At 53.6% G+C, this 19,952-nt stretch carries 21 protein-coding genes; 5 read left to right on the top strand and 16 right to left on the bottom strand.

The annotated features are described in order from the left end of the window. Positions 1-157: 157 nt before the first annotated feature. Positions 158-1,219: a FecR family protein gene (locus tag ACOSDR_RS07140; protein WP_420730792.1), complete on the bottom strand. Its 1,062-nt coding sequence runs from the start codon at positions 1,217-1,219 to the stop codon at positions 158-160. A gap of 118 nt (positions 1,220-1,337) precedes the next feature. Continuing rightward, positions 1,338-1,838 (bottom strand): sigma-70 family RNA polymerase sigma factor, encoded by a 501-nt coding sequence (locus tag ACOSDR_RS07135; RefSeq protein ID WP_420730791.1) that lies wholly within the window; start codon positions 1,836-1,838, stop codon positions 1,338-1,340. 349 nt (positions 1,839-2,187) lie between these two features. Between ACOSDR_RS07135 and ACOSDR_RS07130 the strand changes: the two genes are divergently transcribed. Beyond that, entirely contained in the window at positions 2,188-2,811 is a 624-nt protein-coding gene (locus ACOSDR_RS07130; RefSeq protein ID WP_420730790.1) for a DJ-1/PfpI family protein, read from the top strand. Here the strand turns inward: ACOSDR_RS07130 and ACOSDR_RS07125 are convergent. Further along, positions 2,801-3,169, bottom strand: a complete 369-nt coding sequence (locus tag ACOSDR_RS07125) for a carboxymuconolactone decarboxylase family protein (protein WP_420730789.1) — start codon at positions 3,167-3,169, stop codon at positions 2,801-2,803. The genes ACOSDR_RS07130 and ACOSDR_RS07125 overlap by 11 nt on opposite strands. A 12-nt stretch (positions 3,170-3,181) precedes the next feature. Beyond that, the gene (locus tag ACOSDR_RS07120) at positions 3,182-3,943 is read right to left on the bottom strand and encodes an HpcH/HpaI aldolase family protein (RefSeq protein ID WP_420724993.1); all 762 of its coding nucleotides are present in this window, start codon (positions 3,941-3,943) and stop codon (positions 3,182-3,184) included. 226 nt (positions 3,944-4,169) lie between these two features. Between ACOSDR_RS07120 and ACOSDR_RS07115 the strand changes: the two genes are divergently transcribed. The 4 genes from ACOSDR_RS07115 (at position 4,170) to ACOSDR_RS07100 (ending at position 8,844) form a co-directional block, all read left to right on the top strand. Beyond that, on the top strand, positions 4,170-4,982 hold the full coding sequence (locus ACOSDR_RS07115) for a class II aldolase/adducin family protein (RefSeq protein WP_420724994.1): 813 nt from the start codon (positions 4,170-4,172) through the stop codon (positions 4,980-4,982). Positions 4,983-5,012: 30 nt separating this feature from the next. Beyond that, a complete protein-coding gene (locus ACOSDR_RS07110; protein WP_420730788.1) occupies positions 5,013-5,954 on the top strand; it encodes an N-carbamoyl-D-amino-acid hydrolase in 942 nt (313 codons plus the stop codon). 9 nt (positions 5,955-5,963) lie between these two features. Further along, complete coding sequence (locus ACOSDR_RS07105; RefSeq protein WP_420730787.1) at positions 5,964-6,818, top strand: D-amino-acid transaminase; 855 nt, start codon at positions 5,964-5,966, stop codon at positions 6,816-6,818. A 394-nt stretch (positions 6,819-7,212) separates the two neighbouring features. Further along, entirely contained in the window at positions 7,213-8,844 is a 1,632-nt protein-coding gene (locus tag ACOSDR_RS07100) for a GMC family oxidoreductase (protein ID WP_420730786.1), read from the top strand. A 12-nt stretch (positions 8,845-8,856) separates the two neighbouring features. Here ACOSDR_RS07100 and ACOSDR_RS07095 read toward each other — a convergent pair whose 3' ends face one another. The 12 genes from ACOSDR_RS07095 to ACOSDR_RS07040 all read right to left on the bottom strand — a co-directional run bounded on the left by ACOSDR_RS07095 (position 8,857) and on the right by ACOSDR_RS07040 (position 19,949). Continuing rightward, positions 8,857-9,816: a Gfo/Idh/MocA family protein gene (locus tag ACOSDR_RS07095; protein WP_420730785.1), complete on the bottom strand. Its 960-nt coding sequence runs from the start codon at positions 9,814-9,816 to the stop codon at positions 8,857-8,859. A gap of 400 nt (positions 9,817-10,216) precedes the next feature. Beyond that, positions 10,217-11,104: a DNA adenine methylase gene (locus ACOSDR_RS07090; protein WP_420730784.1), complete on the bottom strand. Its 888-nt coding sequence runs from the start codon at positions 11,102-11,104 to the stop codon at positions 10,217-10,219. A gap of 3 nt (positions 11,105-11,107) precedes the next feature. Beyond that, positions 11,108-12,535: a hypothetical protein gene (locus tag ACOSDR_RS07085; protein WP_420730783.1), complete on the bottom strand. Its 1,428-nt coding sequence runs from the start codon at positions 12,533-12,535 to the stop codon at positions 11,108-11,110. Positions 12,536-12,833: 298 nt separating this feature from the next. Further along, positions 12,834-13,616: a short-chain dehydrogenase/reductase gene (locus ACOSDR_RS07080; protein WP_420730782.1), complete on the bottom strand. Its 783-nt coding sequence runs from the start codon at positions 13,614-13,616 to the stop codon at positions 12,834-12,836. Between the two features lie 24 nt (positions 13,617-13,640). Further along, a complete protein-coding gene (locus ACOSDR_RS07075; protein WP_420730781.1) occupies positions 13,641-13,940 on the bottom strand; it encodes a Dabb family protein in 300 nt (99 codons plus the stop codon). 24 nt (positions 13,941-13,964) lie between these two features. Continuing rightward, positions 13,965-14,888 (bottom strand): branched-chain amino acid ABC transporter permease, encoded by a 924-nt coding sequence (locus ACOSDR_RS07070; RefSeq protein ID WP_420730818.1) that lies wholly within the window; start codon positions 14,886-14,888, stop codon positions 13,965-13,967. A 47-nt stretch (positions 14,889-14,935) separates the two neighbouring features. Next, positions 14,936-15,820 carry a branched-chain amino acid ABC transporter permease gene (locus ACOSDR_RS07065; protein ID WP_420730780.1) on the bottom strand — a complete coding sequence of 295 codons (885 nt, stop codon included), beginning with the start codon at positions 15,818-15,820 and terminating at the stop codon, positions 14,936-14,938. A 13-nt stretch (positions 15,821-15,833) separates the two neighbouring features. Beyond that, on the bottom strand, positions 15,834-16,556 hold the full coding sequence (locus ACOSDR_RS07060) for an ABC transporter ATP-binding protein (RefSeq protein WP_420725002.1): 723 nt from the start codon (positions 16,554-16,556) through the stop codon (positions 15,834-15,836). Beyond that, positions 16,549-17,301 (bottom strand): ABC transporter ATP-binding protein, encoded by a 753-nt coding sequence (locus tag ACOSDR_RS07055; protein WP_420730779.1) that lies wholly within the window; start codon positions 17,299-17,301, stop codon positions 16,549-16,551. Before ACOSDR_RS07055 ends, ACOSDR_RS07060 begins: the two co-directional genes overlap by 8 nt. A gap of 7 nt (positions 17,302-17,308) precedes the next feature. Beyond that, on the bottom strand, positions 17,309-18,091 hold the full coding sequence (locus ACOSDR_RS07050; protein WP_420730778.1) for an SDR family NAD(P)-dependent oxidoreductase: 783 nt from the start codon (positions 18,089-18,091) through the stop codon (positions 17,309-17,311). A 150-nt stretch (positions 18,092-18,241) separates the two neighbouring features. Next, positions 18,242-19,087 (bottom strand): IclR family transcriptional regulator, encoded by an 846-nt coding sequence (locus ACOSDR_RS07045; protein ID WP_420725005.1) that lies wholly within the window; start codon positions 19,085-19,087, stop codon positions 18,242-18,244. A 112-nt stretch (positions 19,088-19,199) separates the two neighbouring features. Continuing rightward, positions 19,200-19,949 (bottom strand): SDR family NAD(P)-dependent oxidoreductase, encoded by a 750-nt coding sequence (locus tag ACOSDR_RS07040; protein WP_420725006.1) that lies wholly within the window; start codon positions 19,947-19,949, stop codon positions 19,200-19,202. Between the last annotated feature and the right edge of the window lie 3 nt (positions 19,950-19,952).

Here is a 19,952-nt window from a genome sequence, read left to right as displayed (position 1 = left end):
CCAAATCTCCGCCTTTAAGTGTCATCTCGATAGCAACCGCACACAGTCAAATATTGAGAATGCGTCGCAATATCGTCTCTATAGAGGGAACGTCGGCAGAAAGGGGTTTTCTCAAAAAAGTTTGAATTTTCTGAAAAAATATAAAAATCCGTCGCCTTTAGGACCTGGAAACCACGACAAGCCAAGGCGTGATGCGCCGGACCACGGCGTTCTGGGCCCGTGCAATCCCGCGCAGCGCCTCCACCGGATCGGCGAGGTTATAAACACCAGTGACTGATTGCGCGGCCAGGGCATCATCGGTGACGATGATCTTGCCGGTGTAATAACGGCGTAATTGATCAACGACGATGCCCAATGGCTCGTCGCGGGCGATAAGCTGGTTTTGGCGCCATGCTGCAACCTGCTGCACCGGGCTATCGCCGCGCTTACTGTGACCGGACCAACTGATGCGGACGGCCTGTCCCGCGGTTAGAGTTTCAGTCACGGGGGGATTGACCGCCGCCGTGTCCACGCGCACGACGCCATGTGAAACTGCAATATCTGTTTCATCCGCGCCCCGCCGCACATCAAAGGCGGTCCCAAGCACGGTGACAGTGACGGCCTCAACCCCCACCTGGAACGGGCGGTCCGGGTTGGGTGACACATCAAAATAGGCCTCTCCCGCCAGAAGCCGGATTTGCCGGTCACCGGGCGTATAGACAACGGAAATCGCGCTTTCCGGGGCCAGGGTTACCATGCTGTCATCCGCAAGGCGCACGGTTCTGGTTTCCGCCGTGCCGGTCGCATAGTCCGAGCGCAAATTCCGCAACAGATCAGGTCCAACGACTGCCAGCATAAGACAGGCCGCGGCCGCAACGGCGCCAAATGCCACGACCTGGCGACGGCCGATATGCCTAGCTCCAAGATATGAGGCGAAACGCGAGGCTTCCGGGCGTGCATTCTGTGAGACGGGGGTCGATACAGACGGGCCTCCCCTTTCACCGCGCATATCTGCCAGCATTGGCTGCCATTTATCCGCAAAGACCGGCACCGCCCTGTCCATAGCCTTAGAGGCGCGTTGCATATCCTGCCATGCGGAAACATGAACCGGGGACTTACTCAGCCAGGCCTCAAATGCGGTGTGCAGAGCGGCATCATCCGGGTCGTCCTTCAGCAGGATCATCCATTCGGTGGCTTCCCGCGACGCCTGTTTTTCACCGGAAAATTTGTTCTCAGCCATGCCATACCCTTAACCCTGATCGAAACAGGACAGATCGTCCATGATCGTCGAGAGGCGTTCTATACATACAACGCATTCGGCCCCGCATTTTCTCCAAAAATACCTGACATGGAGATGGTTATGACCATCCAAGCCGCTCCTTGCAATGCTGTAGGGCATCGGCGACCAGCCTGTGCGCAAAGGGAAGAGAGATGTTCAGGGCGACCGCAATCTCGCGCAGTTTTGCATCGCCGAACCGGTGCATTTCAAAGGCGATGCGGGTGCGCTCCGGCAATTCCGCCAGGGCGGCCATGACCACTGCATATTCGTCCCGATACAGGGCGACCGTTTCCGGCGTGGGGACGCCATCCTGACACACCTCGACCGTCGCTTCGTAATCATCGTTTGAGATATACTGGTTTTCGCGCTTCATGCGCCGCCTGCCATCCAGCGCCAGATTACGGACAATCCGGTAAAGATAACCGGTTGCGTCTTCCAGAAGGCGGCCCTTGGAGGCATCGTCAAAACGAAGCCAGGCTTCCTGCACCACATCCTCTGCCTGCGCGCGGGTGCCGACAATGCTGCTGGCATAGTTCACAAGCGCGCGACGATGCGTCACAAAAAGAGTCAGATGGGTCATGTCCTGGCTCAATGCCGTTGGCTCCTTCTGGACCAAGAGGGACACGATGGTCGGGTTTCAGGTCATTGCCGCGACGCAAGAGGCCTGGTCCAGATGCGAATGATTCTTAATATTGTCTAACCCGTTAGCATCATTGCCGCAACACATCTTTGGGTCGTGACTCCTGAGTAATATCTGTCATTTACCCTGCTATAGGTGAAAAGTCATTTCCAGGCTGACATAAGAATGCGTTCGGTAACTCTGCGGGACGGCGCGCGTTTATTGTAATGGTGACATTCTAGCGATTGCCGCTATGAAAACTCCGCCCTAGCCTGCTTACCGACGAGAACCATTGGTAAGGGAGATGGCCATGCAAATCGCGGTGCTGACATTTGATGGCTTCAATGAATTGGATTCATTCATCGCGGCTGGCATATTGAACCGGATGCGACCACAGGGGTGGAAAGCTTTTATCACCTGCCCTTCAGAAACCGTCACCTCGATGAATGGCGTCACTATTCAAGCGGAAAAGCCGCTGGAATTTGCTGCACAGGCCGATGCGGTCCTGATCGGCAGCGGCATGAAAACCCGCGACATCGCAAAAGACGCCGCCCTGTTGGCGCAAATCCAGCTGGACCCGACCCGTCAGTTGATTGGCGCACAATGCTCGGGAACGCTGCTGTTATCGAAATTAGGATTGTTGGGGGGCCGGCCCGCTTGCACCGACCTGACCACCAAGCCTTGGGTGATCGAGGCCGGCGTAGAGGTTCTGGATCAACCTTTCTATGCCGATGGTAACATCGCGACAGCGGGGGGATGCCTGGCATCCCAGTATCTGGCGACCTGGATTCTGATGCGGGCCGCTGGAAAGGATGCGGCGGCATCAGCGATCCACTATGTCGCGCCTGTTGGACAGAAAGAAGACTATGTGGCGCGCGCCATTACAGCGGTCCAGCCTTTCCTGCCAGTTCAACAGGCTGCCGCTACTCATTGAAGACTTTCTGGGCGGTGCGGAAACATTCCAAGGCCTGGGGCACGCCGCAATAAATGCCAACGACATGGATGATGGCCCGGATTTCGTCCTTTGAGACCCCATTGGTGATCGCGCCCCGGCAATGGATTTCCCATTCGTGCATTTTGCCAAGCGCCCCGATCATCGCCAGATTCATCATAGAACGGGTCTTGGCGTCGATCACCTCATCACCCCAGCCAAAGCCCCAGCACCAGGCGGTCATCGCCTCCTGAAACGGGCGGGTAAAATCATCTGCGGCGGCCAGGTTCTTATCAACATAATCCGCCCCCAGCGTCGCGCGACGTTTTTCCAGTCCCTTTTTGAACAGGTCTTCATCCATGGTCTTTCCTCCTTACCGTACTTCCGCCAACAGATCGTCAGCGCCCTGGACCAACAGTTTTAAATCCATCCCGCAGGCAACAAACAGGAAGCCCCAGTCGATATAGCGCTTCGCATCTACCGCAGTCGTCGCCAGAATACCAGGGGCCTTGCCAGCGGCGCGGATTTTTTGTGCGGCTTGTTTTATGACCTCCTGCACCTCTGGATGACCGGGATTGCCCAGATATCCCATAGAAGCGGACAGATCCGCAGGCCCGATAAACACACCATCCACACCCTCGACCGAAGCGATCTCTGATATCTGCCCCATTGCCTCCATGGTTTCGACCTGAACCAGGATACAGATTTGATCATTGGCATTCTGGGCATAGTTCTGAATGCGACCATACGCACTGGCGCGATGCATCCCGCCGACACCGCGAATACCGTGGGGGGGATAGCGACAGGCACGCACCGCGCTCTGCGCCTCTTCAGGTGTTTGGACAAAGGGCAGCAGCACAGATTGCGCACCGATATCCAAAACCCGCTTGATCATCACAGGGTCATTCCAAGCGGGCCGCACCACAGACGTTGCCGTACCCGCTGCAGCGGCCTGCAGCAAGGGTTGCTGATCGGCAATTTCAGACGGGGCGTGTTCACCATCAAATAATATCCAGTCAAAACCGGACCGGGATAGTATTTCAGCGACAATCGGGCTGCACAGGCTGCTCCACAAGCCACGCTGCAATTGTCCTGCCGCAAGGGCTGCCTTAAACTTATTTTTCTGAATGTCCATTGTCTTTCCTCCCCGATCTCAGCCCCAGCATCCCTGTCAGGCCGTTACAAAAGTTGTGCCGCTAACGCCATTGATCCAGGCTTGGACCCTGCGTAGAGTTATTCGCAGCGGCGATAAACGTCGCATCGGGACACAATGATGCCTGTAATAGAAGATCGCACGCTAATTTGTTCACATAGCGTGAACATATTGGCCAAAACAAGCAGCCAAATCGGGAGAGAGAGTCATGCCTGACCTAGGAACACGCACATCGATTTATCAACCGGAACAACCCGGTCGTATTTTTCCGGAAGAACCTAAATTCAACTCCCCCGAAGAATTGCGTATGGATCGCAAGAAACGGCTTGTCGCTGCCTGTCATGCCTTTGCCGAACACGGGCTGGATTATGGGTTTGCCGGTCATCTGACCGTGCGCGACCCGGAACACCCGGAGCTTTATTGGACAAATCCAATGGCGGTCCATTTTGCCCAGGTGTCCATGTCCAACCTGATCCTGGTCGATCATGACGGAATGGTTATCGAAGGTGATTATGCGGTCAACCGGGCAGGCTTTGTCCTGCATGCTGCGATCCATGCCGCCCATCCCGATATTCTGGCAATGTGCCATGCCCATTCAATCTATGGCACTGCCTTCGCGGCCCTGGGTCGCCCGCTGGAGCCGATCACACAGGATGCCTGTGCCTTTTTTGAAGACCACGCGGTGGTTCTGGAAGAGGCCGGACAGGTGGCCGTCGAGGCCGATGCCGGGGCCAATTTTGCCAAGGCCTTTACCGGTGTGAAGGCCGCGATCCACCAGAACCATGGCCTGCTGACCGCCAGCCGCCACAGCATCGATTCCGCCGCCTTCTGGTTCATCGCACTGGAACGCTGCTGCCAACAGCAATTGCTGATCGAAGCGACCGGCCATAAGCCAATTCATATCCCGGAAGACCGCGCCCGCTATAGCCGCGAACATGTCGGCAGTGAATATATCGGCTGGCTGCACTTCCAACCCCTTTACGAAAACATCCTGGCCACGAAACCGGAAATGTTCAACTGACCCGGCAGGCCATTCCTTAAGGAGACATAAATGCGTGGCGGCGTTATTGGTGTGGCCCAGATGGGCCCGATTGCTAAAAGTGAATCCCGCCCGCAGGTGGTCAAGCGACTGATCGACATGCTGAAAGAGGCGAAGGGGCGCAATTGCCGCTTCGTCGTCTTTCCGGAACTGGCGCTGACAACCTTTTTCCCCCGCTGGGTCTATCAATTGGGCGACCCGGAACTGGAAGCCTTTTTTGAAACGGAAATGCCCGGCCCGGAAACAAAACCCCTGTTTGAAACGGCCGCGGAATTGGGGATCGGATTCTATCTGGGCTATGCAGAGAAGACCAAGGGAAAGCACTATAACACGGCCATCCTGACCGATGGGACCGGCAAGATCATTGGCAAGTATCGCAAAGTCCATCTGCCGGGCCATGTCGAACCAGACCCCAGTCGCAAAGGGGAGCATCTGGAAAAGCGCTATTTTGATATCGGCAATCTGGGCTTCCCGGTCTATGAGGCCCTGGAGGGGCGCGTTGGCATGGCGATCTGTAATGACCGTCGCTGGCCGGAAACCTATCGCGTCATGGGCCTGCAAGGGGCCGAGTTAATTACTCTTGGCTATAACACCCCGGTTGGTTTGGGGGAGCCGTTTCAAGCCGCCGCCCTGGCGAATTTCCACAATTCCCTGACCATGCAGGCCGGGGCCTATCACAATGCCTGTTGGGTCGCTGCTGCCGCCAAATGTGGCAATGAAGAAGGCTTTGAGATGATCGGCCAGAGCATGATCATCGCCCCAACAGGCGAGGTCGTCGCCCAATGTTCCAGCCTGGAGGATGAGGTGATCAGCGCCCGCTGTGACTTTGACCAGGCGCAATATTTCAAGCGAGAGATTTTCAATTTCGCCCGCCATCGTCGCCCGGAAGCCTATGGATTGATTACAGAACGCATCGGGGCTGGCGATCCTTTGCCGCCGGTTGAAAGTTTCTAAGGGGATATCATGCCACGCACAGTTTATATCAACGGTCGCTATTGCGCACCGGAAGACGCCACAGTGTCGATCTTTGATCGGGGCCTGTTGTTTGCCGATGCGATTTATGAAGTCGCTGGGGTCATCAATGGCAAGCTGCTGGATTTCGCGTCCCATATGCAACGTCTGGATCGGTCCCTGGATGAAATGCGGATGCCTGCCCCCCTGACCCATGACGAAATCCTGAGTGTCATGCGCGAATTGGTGAAACGCGACCAGGTGGAGGAAGGCCTCGTCTATATGCAGATCAGCCGTGGCTCCACCGGAGATCGGGATTTCCTGCCGCCGGAGAATATGAAACCCACGGTTTTCATGTTTGCGCAGCACAAGAGCGACGTCACCCGCCAGGAATTCCAGAACGGTATCAAAATGATCAGCGCGCCTGATATCCGCTGGGGCCGCCGCGACATCAAAACCGTGGGCCTGATGGGCAGCGTGTTTGCGAAGTGGACGGCCAAAGAACAGGGCGGCGCGGAGGTCCTGATGCATCAGGATGGCTATGTCACCGAAGGCGGCGCGACCAGCTTCTATATTATCAAGGACAACACCATCATCACCCGCCCCCTATCGAATGACATTCTGCATGGCTGTACCCGCAAGGCACTGCTGAAAATCCTGGAAGACGGGGATATCGGACTGGATGAGCGACTGTACACACTCGACGAGGCCCATAGCGCCGATGAGGCCTTTATCACCGGTGCATCCACCTTCGTCTGTCCGGTGGTGCAGATTGATGAGGCTGTTCTGGGCACCGGCAAACCCGGCCCGGTCACGCGCCGCCTGCAAGACATCTATATGGATTTCATCCACAAGGACGCGATCTAAGAACACCGTGCCTTTCACTAGTGTGGTGCGCGGTTATTTGGGATCGACCAGGACGCTGTTTGCGGTGCTCCGGTTAGGAGCGTTTCGCGAAGCGATGCGGGGCATCGCAAGCGGAAGGCGACGCGGCCCGGAGCGCCGCAAACAGCGCCTTTGGTCCCTTTATCGGCCCGTCGGACGGCGTCGAGAGCGCTTGACGATGAACCACATCGCCTGCACGCTCTCTTCTAGCCGACAGGCCGATAAAGAGATCCTGGTGATTCCAAATAATCGCGCACCACACTAATGTCTTGAGAATGATAATTTACACCGCTTTTCTTATGGATTGCGATTGCGGAACTGTCAGTGTGTCGTCTGTTTGATCTAATGCTCTGAACCGTCACCATATGAGGATCCCTTGGCCTCGCATTCCTCCGATTACGATTACATTATCATCGGGGCTGGATCAGCTGGATGTGTCCTGGCAGACCGCCTGTCAGCGGATGGTCGCTATACTGTCTGCCTGCTGGAAGCGGGCGGCACGGATCGGCGCTTCTGGGTCACGGTCCCTCTGGGCTATGGCAAGCTGTTCTATAACAAGGCCGTAAACTGGTGCTACACGACCGAGCCCAGCAAGGGCCTGGGTGGGCGTCCTGATTTCTGGCCGCGCGGGAAATTGCTGGGCGGGTCCAGTTCGATCAACGCCATGGTCTATATCCGCGGCCAACAGCAGGATTTCGATGGTTGGGCAGAGGCTGGCAATCCCGGTTGGGATTGGGACAGTGTGCTGCCCATCTTCAAGGAAATGGAAACCTATGATGGGGGGGGCAATCACTTTCGCGGGGATAAGGGGCCTTTGCATGTATCCCGCGCCGATCGGGATGCCCACCCCCTCTGTGCCGCCTATTTCGAGGCCGGTCAGGCATTGGGACTGCCCCTGAATGAGGACTTTAATGGACCCAGCCAGGAAGGCGTCGGCTTCTATCAGGTGACGACCCGCAAGGGCCGCCGCCATTCCTCAGCAAAGGCCTTCCTGCGCCCCGCCATGGGTCGCAAGAATTTAACCGTGCTGACCGGGGCTCAGGCGAAACGCATCCTGTTTGACGGCAAACGGGCAACCGGCGTTGTGTTTCAACAGGGTGGGCAGGAAAAGACAGTGCATGCCGCGCGCGAGGTCATTTTGTCCGCCGGTGCCATCAACTCCCCCCAATTGCTGCAATTGTCTGGCGTTGGACCAGCGGATTTGTTGCGCAAGCATGGCATAGACCCCGTGCTGGACCAGCCGCAGGTCGGGGCCAATCTACAGGATCACCAGGGACTAAATATCACTTTTAAGGCCCGCATCCCGACCTTGAACACAATCCTGCGGCCCTGGTGGGGCAAGCTGTGGGTTGGCATGCGCTATCTGCTGACGCGGTCTGGCCCGTTGAGCCGAAGCATCAATCAGGCGGGGGGATTCTTTCGCACTGATCCCAGCCGCAATCGCCCGAATATGCAGCTCTATCTGCAAGCCTTCTCCACGCTTCAGCCCCGGCTGGGGGAGCGGCCATTGCTGACGCCAGATCCGTTTCCAGGGTTTTCGCTGGGCCTGTCAAACTGTCATCCGCGCAGCCGGGGATATCTGGAAATCACGTCCAATGATCCCTTTACCCCGCCGCGCATTGTCGCCAATCCCTTCGAGGATGAGGAAGACATGCAGGAAATGCTGCAAGGCGTGAAATTCGTGCGTCAACTGGCCCAACATCCCGCCCTGGCCGCCCTGATTGAGGAAGAAATTGTCCCCGGCCCGCAGTGCCAAACCGATGAGGACCTGATCGAAGACATTCGCCAGCGCGGCGGCACGGTCTTCCATCCCAGCGGCACCTGTCGCATGGGTCCCGACCCCGCCGCAGCCGTTGTGGATTCGCGGCTGCGGGTGCATGGATTACAGGGATTGCGGGTCATCGACCTATCCATCTATCCAACCATCATCTCCGGCAATACCAATGCGTCCGCGATGATGATCGGCGCAAAAGGGGCATCAATGATCCTGGAAGATGCACAAGGATAACGTTTGGGACGATCAGTCTGTAACCAGTGAACAGAAGGGGTGGTATTCTCCGGTCAGTCCCTTTGGTGCTGTTTTCCGTATATCGCTGACGATCCCAATACTGGCGCGGGCGTCCTTTAGAGTGAAGCCATTCCCGGTAAAGACTTCTTCATAACTTCGGGTATGCAGATCCACGAAGCCTTCGGAAAATTCGATCTCTTTGCCCTCAATCGTCAGGGACCTGTGGGTGGTTCGTCCCGCCGCTTTGGCAGCATCCGGCAGATATTTGGAATTGATCGACAGGAACCAGCGGACCCGCGCGCGTTCAAATTCCAGGTAGCCTGCTGCGACATCGCCTGAATGGATATGAACATCATTCTTCGTCACATCGCCAAACACCCAGGCAAGCATGTCAAAGAAATGAACGCCAATATTGGCGGCAATGCCACCCGACTTTTCATCCTGACCCTTCCAGGAGGTAAAGTACCAATGCCCGCGCGACGTGATGTAGCTGAGATCGACATCGAAAATCTGATCCTTGGGCGCCGCCGCGATTTGCGCTTTCAAGGCCTGAATTTGTGGATGCAGGCGCAGTTGCAAGATACAATTGGCCGTGCTGTTGAACTCACTCTCTATCTCGATCAGCGCTTCCAGGTTCCAGGGATTCAGGACAACCGGCTTTTCACAGATCGCATTCGCCCCATTGCGCAGCGCGAATCGAATATGGGCGTCATGCAGATAGTTGGGCGAACAGATCGAGACGTAATCAATACGCTTTCCGCTGCGCCGCAGCTTGTCAAAGCCCCGGTCGAACCGCTCAAACTCAACGAAGAAATCAGCATTTGGGAAATAGGAATCAATGACGCCAACACTGTCATTGGGATCCAGGGCGATCAACAAATTGTTCCCGGTATCCTTGATCGCGCGCATATGGCGGGGCGCGACATAACCAGCCGCCCCGATCAACGCAAAATTCTTAGCCTCGGAACTCATACAGGCTCGCCCCTCTTCAAAACAGCCAACAATACAGACGTCACGTCCAAGGCAGATACCCTTAACAAACGCGATCTAAGCCTACCTATATCAAACCCTGAACCGATAGCTCAAACCTAATGCGCAGAAAATCCTTTGTGGTGTGGGTCAAAATGATCGTCGCAATCAATATTGATCGGCGCCGGACCGGCCAAAGAAGAGGGTATAGGAATAGAGTCCGTGTCCCCATCAAACGCGCTAATACTTTTTTTAGCCTTATGAATCCATCCTGAGAAACAATGAATACTGGATAGTGATCCAAGAAATGCCAGATGAAGGATACGCGAAGGTGAACAGTCCGTTTCGAAAAACATCCAAACCATTCATACAACATGGTATATTTTCGCTATCAAATACTGCGTTACTTGGGTTCAGATTCTATATGCGATTTAGAAATATTTTGGTGAGGTAAAGTGATATGATCACTATAAAAAAGAACCTCTGATCCAATTGGGCTTGAATGGGAAACACTATATCTCAAGTTATAAACTATTTTATTATTTAAATCGTATATTTCATTTATTTGATCTGCATTATCATAAGTTACAATCCAATACTTTAGAATACTCTTTTTTATAGCTTCAGCAACTTTCACATGATCTCTATGATCATAGAAGCTGGTGTACAATCTTTTTCCCTGCACATAATATGGCGGATCAAGAAAAACTAATCCCTTTGTTTCTTTTCTGGGGATTGTTTGAGTGATAAACTTCAATGCATCTTGTCCGTATATTTTTATACTTTTAGAATGATTGGCTATGGTGTTTATTCTCCTAACCAGCTCTTCTTTATTATATCGCGCATCAATTTTGTAGTTCCCTAATTGGTCATTCCCACCAATTACTCCCGCTTTCAGAATACCTGATCTATTCGTTCTGTTTAGAAAGAATGTTGAAAACCCTATATCAAGATAATCATGGCTATCTTTGTGGGCTTGAATAGCCTTCTGCTTTTTCCATTCATCTGTTGTGACAGGCGTATCCCAAACGCGTTTTATAAACTCATCGGGCTGGCGTAATATGGCGCGCCAAAAGCTAAAAATAGATGCATCAGAATCATTAATATGGATTTCTGAAACATAGTCTTCTATTAGAAGTCCAAGAGCAATACTAGCGCCGCCTGCGTAAGGTTCACTATAAGAACCGCCATCAAGGCCATTATGAATAATTAAGTCTTTGACGAATTTAAATAACTTCCCCTTACCACCTGGGTATCGTAGGGGGGAATAATACTGACTTTTCTGCGTCATGTACTACTTCACACCCTTCTTTTTGTTTGATATCAAAATATCAAGCAAATCACAGATAAATGGCTCTAAGGTGTTAAAATCTTCTCTAAGCTGATACGCACTTGTGGAGTGATAAGTGCCCGAGTGTTTGTTAAGGTTTCCAGAATCACAAATATCTTTGACTGGTTTAGAAAAATCCTTCTTTTGTATTCTTGTATATCCTTTTTCGTTCATCTTTGAGCCAAGATAACTTTCAAACGATGTTAATTCTGGTTTCCCCATGAGCGTACTCAATGACTCAAAGAAACTCCAAGCACCTGTGTAGAGCAGCTGCGGATGCCGCACGAGTGATACCGCACACATGGATTTGTACAAGCCTATTAACTTCCGCGATTCTAAATCCTCTAACTTTTGCAATATTTTGTCTGATGAATCTATTCCATAGCCTTGCCTATCTTTTTGAGCTGCGACCCCTGATGGGGTAAAACCCCCAGCATTACCCTCACTTTCAGTTTCTTCACCATCTCCTGTAGATATTGGTGCGTCGCCTGTAGAAGCGCCGTTTATACCCGTGGCTTTTGTCTCTGTGGACGCTTCTGAAGTTCTAGGTTCCGGGGGCTTTGTACGAATATTATCAGGAGATAGTTCAAAATCATCCATGTATTCATCTACAGCAGCCTTGTCGGCGTATTTTCCATTGCGCGACAAACTAAAGTCTTTTGCCTGCATTGCCTCTAAAAATCGATTTGTTTTTTCAATCGCGTCGCTGAGCAACTTCTTACTAACACTTGTTTTAATCCGTTGGTTTCGGTCCGAAAAAATAGCGCGCGAAATAACCCCTTTATCCAAAGCTGATTTGAATATCCGACGAAATACTTCATGCGAATAGTCCTTTGAATCAATAAAATCCGCCCAGACAGGATACTTTCTTTCTGTCTCTAATAAGACAGCCATCGCATACCAGTCTTTACTATCCTCTGTCTGTTGATCATATCGAAACCGTGCAGCACTATAAGCTGTCCAATCAATGCGTGATTTTCCCTGACCGGCCGCATGACGCTCATACACGGTTTTATAAATTAACTGCTTATTGTTTGAAACTTGAGCCTGAATATCAGAAAAATCTACAACGTGTTCAGAAAGCAAAGCTTCAGCATGCTTTCTCATCGCCTCAGATGGTGCATATTTTGAAGGATCGCTGAGAGCCTTAAACGCGGCCAGCCGTCTATTGCCATCCAGAACAATATGCTTGCCTTCATTTTGATAAACTAAAAGCAGCTCGCCGAGATCATCCTCCGCAATACTTGTCATCATATTTTTGAAATTAGCAGGGCCTTTGGCAAAGATTTTCTGAACGCAAGCAGGTTGATCCTGTGCTGCCATAAACCTGTAGTTATCTTCGTCTAAAAGCAGGTCGCTAACTTTGTATCTTTGTATGTCCTTAAAACGCATTAGCCATTTCCCTGTTTCTTATTTATTATAATCGATGTTACCATCGATTGCATTATTGTAGCTAAGCATCTTAAGAAACTAGATGAAAAGCATTTTCCCAGAAAAAGCACGGAAAACACCATCAAACGAAGACTTAAAACTGGATCAAAACAAATTTAGCAATAGTTACCCTCCGTATCCGAGCGATTTCTTACAAAGGTCTCCGCTGGCTTCTTTCCCTGCATTCAGAGTAATATGGTGCGTTGACGTCGCGGCACGGTTCCTGTTTTAGAACGTATGGAATGGTAATGCGGCTCGATCAAAAATTCCGGTTGGCGCTGCCGCCGTCGATTGTGACGATTGTGCCGCTGATGTAGCGGGCGCGGTCGGATGCCAGGAAAGTGACAAGATCTGCCACTTCTTCAGGCTTTGCCATGCGCCCGAAAGGCAGGTTCATGTCGGCCAGGATCTCCGCCCCGCGATCCGGGGTGCCAAATCGGGTCTGGCTGTAGGATCGCACCATGGTTTCCGCCCGTTCTGTGGCGGTGACACCGGGATTCACCCCCAACACCCGGACTCCATATTCGGGTGACTTTGCGCCCAGTGCCCGCGTCATCGCCATCAGGGCCGCATTGCCGCTGCTGCCCATGATGTAATTCGGGTTCACGCGCTCGCCAGAATTGCCGATCACATTGACGATGACGCCCGATCCCCGACGTTGCAGGGCGGTCAGGTACAAACGACACAGATTGATATAGCCATAAACCTTCAGGTCCCAGGCGCGTCGCCATTGATCCTCATCCGCCGCGTTCAGTGAACCCGCCGGTATCGCCCCGGCATTGTTCACCAGGATGTCGATTTCCCCATGGGTTTCATACAGTTTATCCTGATCGGCAGATTGGGACATATCCCCGCTGAATACAGTGACAGAACAGGAAAAGCGCCGCAGCAATTCAGCCTTAAGGGTGTTCAATGCCACCCCATCCCGCGCCACCAGGATCAGATCACAGCCTTCCTGAGCCAAAGCCACAGCAATGGCACGACCGATCCCTTTGCTGGCCCCCGTGATCAAGGCCGTCTTACCCGCCAGGTTAAGATCCATCTCCGTCCCCTAATGCAGTCAGCCTTAAGACGCGGTGCAATCCAGCACGACCATCTTTTCGATCTGGGTTGCCATGAATGTCTTCATCGCGACATGATTGGGGTCGATCTGATAGGCATCATGATGGTCTTCGCTTTCAAACCGCGCCAGAATGGCAAAATCGTACCCTTGGGATCGGGTCGCCTTGTTCGTCGCATAATCATAAGACAGCACGCCGGCGCAGGCCTCTTGTATGGCCTGGCAATACTCCTGAACCTTTTCATGAAAGGCCGCATCCGCACCGTCGCGATATTTCATCATAACGACGTGATAAAAGACTGACATAGGAATTCCCACCTCTAGAGACTGTTAATTGAAGCCAATGCGTTTCCGGATGCGACCCAATAGACCCACAATGCCATCCCGGAAGACCAGGACACACAGAACAAACACCACCCCCTGGATGATGAAGACCCAGGATCCAAACGGTGCCAGATAGTTCTGTAGCGCGACATAAGTGAACGCGCCAACCACGGGTCCCATAGCCGTCCCAATGCCACCCAACAGGGTCATCAGCACCACCTCTCCCGAGGCATGCCAATGCACATCCGACAGGGATGCGATCTGAAACACGATGGCCTTCAATGCCCCGGCCAGTCCTGACAGGCCCGCCGATAGGGTAAAGGCCAGCAATTTGTAATTATCAACCTGATACCCCAATGACACCGCCCGGGGTTCATTATCGCGAATGGCGCGCAGCACTTCCCCAAAGGGGGAGGATACAATCCGCTGCATCATGAAGAAACAGGCCAAGAAAATCGCCAGCACGACATAGTACAGAACCAGGCTGTCCGACAGATCAAACAGGCCGAACAGGACACCGCGCGGAATGGCCTGCAAACCATCCTCTCCACCGGTCTGGGGTGCCTGCAAGGCGACAAAGTAAACCACCTGTGACAAGGCCAGGGTGATCATCGCAAAATAGATGCCCTGGCGCCGAATGGCCAGCCAGCCGACAATCGTGCCCAGAAAAGCCGAAGACAGGGTGGCGATCACTAAGGCCAGTTCAATGGGCAGGCCCCAGACCTTCAACGCATGCCCCACGATATAAGCCGCCGCCCCGAAAAAGGCCGCATGACCAAAAGATAGCAGCCCCACATAGCCAATCAGCAGATTGAAGGCCATGGCGAACAGGGCAAAGCACAACCCCTTCATCAGGAAGGTCGGGTACAGCACTGCAGGTGCCAGACAGGCCAGCAGGATCAAAGCGCCTGTAAACACTGTCCGCTGCATCGTGCCACGACGAGGATTTGCCGCCGGGCTGGAGAGATTGACCTGGTTCATTGCTTCCTCCCAAACAGTCCAGCGGGCCGGATCAGCAGAATGGCCGCCATGAATATAAAGATCACCAGTTGCGAGGCCGGCGGGTAGAAGACCTTGGTCAGTCCCTCTACAACCCCGAGCGCAAAGCCGCTGACGATGGCGCCCATGATCGACCCCATGCCGCCAATCACCACGACGGCAAAGACAACAATGATCAGATTGGACCCCATCAAAGGATTGACCTGATAGATCGGGGCCGCCAACACACCGGCAAAAGCCGCCAATCCAACCCCCAGGGCATAGATCAGCGTGATCAGTCTGGGCACATTGATGCCAAAGGCCTTGGTCAAAGCCGGGTTTTCCGTCGCCGCCCGCAATGTGGAGCCAAGCTTCGTGCGCTCAATCACATACCAGACCAGGAAACAGACCACGAAGGAAACAACCACGACCCAACCGCGATAGATCGGCAGATACATGAATCCCAGATTAACCCCACCCGATAACGTCTCTGGCAGGTTATAGGGAATACCCGATACGCCATAGCCTTGACGGAAGCCACCTTCGATGATCAGCGCCATACCATAGGTCAATAACAGGCCATACAGATGATCCTGTCGATAGATCTGCGATACAAGTGTCTTTTCCAGGAATATGCCGATCAAGGCGATGATGCCCGGCGCGAACAGCAACGCCCCCCAATAACCAATTCCCAGATGTTCCAACAACAGCCAGGCGACAAACGCCCCAGCAGTATAGACAGCCCCATGGGCAAAGTTGATGATGTTCAGCAATCCGAAGATCAGCGCCAAACCCAGGCTGAGGATCGCATAGAATCCCCCATTGATCAGACCGATAAGAACTTGCCCCAGCAAGGCCTGGACCGGCACACCGAAAATATCCATATCCACGCCCCCCTTAAATGCCCAGATATTCGTGCAATCGACCGCTTTCACGTCCGATATCGGAATTGGCTATCTGATCGATCACCTGTCCATGTTCGACGACGTAATGGCGATCGGCCACGGTCGCGGCGAACCGGAAATTCTGTTCAACCAGCAGGATCGTATAGCCACGGGATTTCAGCGTTTTCAGAACCCGCCCGATGGCCTGAACAATGACGGGGGCCAAACCTTCCGTCGGCTCATCCAGCAACAGCAAGCGACAGCCCGTGCGCAGAATGCGGGCGATGGCCAGCATTTGCTGCTCCCCACCGGACAGGTTGCCGCCGCCGCTGTTCAACCGTTCCGCGATATTGGGGAACAGCTCAAATATCTCGTCAACGGTCATACCACCCGGTGCGATCACTGGCGGCAACATCAGGTTTTCCCGGACGGTCAGCGATTTGTATATCCCGCGTTCTTCCGGGCAATAGGCTATACCCATGGGACTGATCATATGGGCAGGAACCGACAAAGCGGATTTGCCATTGATTTCAACCATGCCCGTGCGCGTTTCAACAATCCCCATGATCGATCGCAACGTCGTCGTCTTGCCCGCGCCATTGCGCCCCAGCAATGTCACAACCTCGCCTTCGTTCACATCGAATGTCATGCCATGCAGAATGTGGGATTCCCCATACCAGGCTTGCAGATTCTCAACCTTCAGCACGGCCGATTTGTTGGAGGATGTATCACTCATAGTCACCTCCCAGATAGGCTTCCACGACGCGCTTATCGGTGGAGACGCTGGCATAGTTGCCTTCCGCCAGAATTTCACCCCGTTGCAGGACCGTGATCGTGTCAGACAGATCCGCCACGACGGACAGGTTGTGTTCCACCATAATGACCGTGCGGTCGGCCTTAAGGGCATGAATCAGCTTGCTGATACCGGCGATATCTTCCTGACCCAGGCCCGCCATTGGTTCATCCAACAGCACCAGTTCAGGATCCAGGGCCAAAGTCGTCGCCAATTCCAGCGCACGCTTTCGGCCATAGGCAAGATCGGCCGCCCGGATATCGCGAAATTCCGTCAGGCCAACGGCTTCCATCAACTCAGTGGCCCGTGCATCGGTCGATTTCAAACTGTCCAGATGCCGCCAGAACTTATACGACAAACCCAAAGGTCGCGCTAAGGCGACACGCAAATTTTCAAACACCGTCAGGCCAGAGAACACCGCCGAAATCTGAAAAGACCGAACCAACCCCTGCCGCGCAACCTGCACGGGGGTCTTATTGGTAATCTCTTTGCCCTTGAAAAAGATCTGCCCGCTGGTTGGTGGCATAAATTTGGTTAGAAGATTGAAAACTGTGGTCTTGCCTGCGCCATTGGGGCCAATCAGGGCATGGACCGTGTTGGGGCGAACCTTTAGGGCAACATCCTTGACTGCCGTAAAGCCACCGAAGGCCTTCACAAGGCCTTGTGTTTCTAAGATATAATCTGACATGACGGCCTCAGAACTTCGCCAGAAGGCCGCCGTCGATTGTCAGCACCTCCCCATTTACAAAGTCGCCAGCCTGGCTGGTCAGATAAATCACAGCCGGACCAAGCTCTTCAGCCTTGCCCCAGCGTCCCAGCGGCACGTCGCGTTTGATGTAATCCTGAAACTCTTCATTCGATTGCAGCGCCGTGGTGAATTCCGTCTGCATGAAGCCTGGTGCCAGGGCGTTGACTGTGATCCCCTGACCCGCATATTCCACCGCCAGCGCCCGGGTCATCGATGCCAAACCACCCTTCACCGTCGCATACAGAGAGATGGCGCCACGCGATGCACGGCTGGCAACGGACGACATCATGACGATGCGGCCAAAACCATTCTTCTGCATTGATGGCAATGCCGCCCGCAACACATGGAACGCCCCGTTGATATGGACATCAAACAATGAGTCCCATTCGTCGCGCGTATAGTCATGAAAAGGTTTGCGATTCTGATTGCCGGCATTGCTGACAATGATGTCCAAATGGCCGTGCTTTTCGATAATCGCCTTTACGCCTGCATCCGCAGCCGCCTCATCAGAGACGCTGAACACGGCAGGTTCCGCTGAAAATCCTTGATTACGAAGCGCGGCAACGGCTTCGTCTGCGGCTTGTGCGCCAACATCGTTGATCACAACATGAGCACCTGCCTTGGCAAGCGCCTCAGATATGGCAAAGCCCAATCCCCGTGCAGCGCCGGTCACAAGAGCAACTCGCCCTTCCAACCCGAATGTACGGCGCAAATATTCTGCGTCGATCATAATCTGGCGTTCCTTCCTATATAGCGGCGGGCATTCATGCCCATCCATCTTGGCAATTCGTTAAGTCATTTGCCTTAATCTCACTATATAAGATTTTTATGAATTATTGCAATATGAATTTTGAGTGGGTTTATAGAAAGAAATCAAAGATTAATGCGTTCCCGCCGCCAATCGGCGGGGGGATCGCGACGCCTGATTTCCGCCATTCGTGACAGACATCACCAGATCCAAACGCTCTGATATCTCCGCCGCTGCGACTTTTACCGCAGCCCGCAATTCTTCAATACGGGTGTCTTTCAAGCCCGCGCGCGACACGATGAAAGACAGGCTGCCTGTGACATCCCCCTGACCCAGGAAAATCGGCGCACCAATTCCCACCAAAGTGTTATCGATTTGTCCAAAAGACACACAACTTCCATCCCGGCGCATTGCCTTCAGGTTGCCACGAAACTCTTCCCACGTTTCGCCCAGGCCAGAATCCGCAATCTCTTTTGCGTGATTCAACAGCAGGTTCTTTTGCTGATAGGTTGGCAGATAGGCCAGGATCATCCGGGCGGTCGCACCGCGAAACAACGGCATCGGGCGTCCGCGTTCATAGCTGGACTGGACCTTCGCATCGATCCATTCCTGATGAACGCACATCACCTTTTCACCATAGAAACTGCACAGCATCAGATTGGCCTGATACTCATCACAAACACGCGACATAACATCACGCGCCGCCGCCAATAGCGGATCACACAGCCGGATTTGCCGATCCAGTTCAATGATGCGCGCGCCCAGAACGTAGGCCCCGCCAGCGGCTGGTGCCAACAGACCCGCATCCACCAGCGCCTTGACATAGCGATAGGTGGTGGCGCGGGATCCACCCATTTCTGCTTGCAGGGCGTCAACGGTCCAGGCCGGGGTTTCCGTCGTGAAGTAATCGAGAATTCCCAACATGCGATCAGCGCTGCTGCCCCGCCGCGCTGCCGTATCGTCCATCTTAGTCGCCAAAATGATAATTCCTTAAGAAGCCATTCAAAAACATCTGCCCTAACCGCAGGGCCCAATCATTCGAATTTTGCATCATAGAGTATTATTTAGCTGAACCGACACTTCTGTCCACTTAATGCAGGAAATATCCACCATTCACATCCAGTGTGACACCCGTCATATAGCATGAAAGGTCGCTGGCCAGAAACAGGCATGCTTTGGCAATGTCATCGGGACTTGCGAACCGTCCCAGGGGAATTTGATCCAACAGCATTTTTTCCCAATCCGGCCCGAATTTGCCGCGGGTCATGCTGGTATCAACTATTCCAGGCGCCAGGGCATTGACGCGTATCTTTGCCGGGCCCAATTCCCGCGCGGCCCCTTTGACCAACCCCAGAATTCCGGCCTTTGATGCAGCATAATGGCTGCTGCCCAACAAGCCACCGCCGCGCATTCCCGCCATGGAGGATATGGCCACAAAACTGGCGTTTCTACCCTCTGTCATAGCAGGGATTGCGGCTTGCAGAAGATTGAAAGTTCCCCCCAGATTGACATCAATCATGCGATGCCAATCGGCGTCGGTAATGTCACTCAGGCGGGTTGCATTCACGATCCCTGCGCTGTTGACCACGCAGTCCAGGCCGCCCAACAGGGCAACAGCTTGGGCAACCGCAGTCCGAACCGCGCCTTGGTCAGAGACATCACAGGCAATTGCACCCAAGGCCCCCATCTCTGTCGCTGAGGACTGGACGGCGTCCTGATCCATGTCAATCAGAACAACCTGTGCACCATTTGAAAGAAAAAGTTGAGCGACCGCCCAACCGATGCCGTCCTTTCGGGCGGCACCGGTGACGATCGCTCTAGTCTGAGGCAAGAGGGTCATGAA

The sequence above is a fragment of the Hwanghaeella sp. 1Z406 genome (assembly GCF_048892425.1).
Classification (GTDB): Bacteria; Pseudomonadota; Alphaproteobacteria; order UBA8366; family Aestuariispiraceae; genus Pacificispira.
This window is presented reverse-complemented; position numbering and strand designations above follow the sequence as displayed.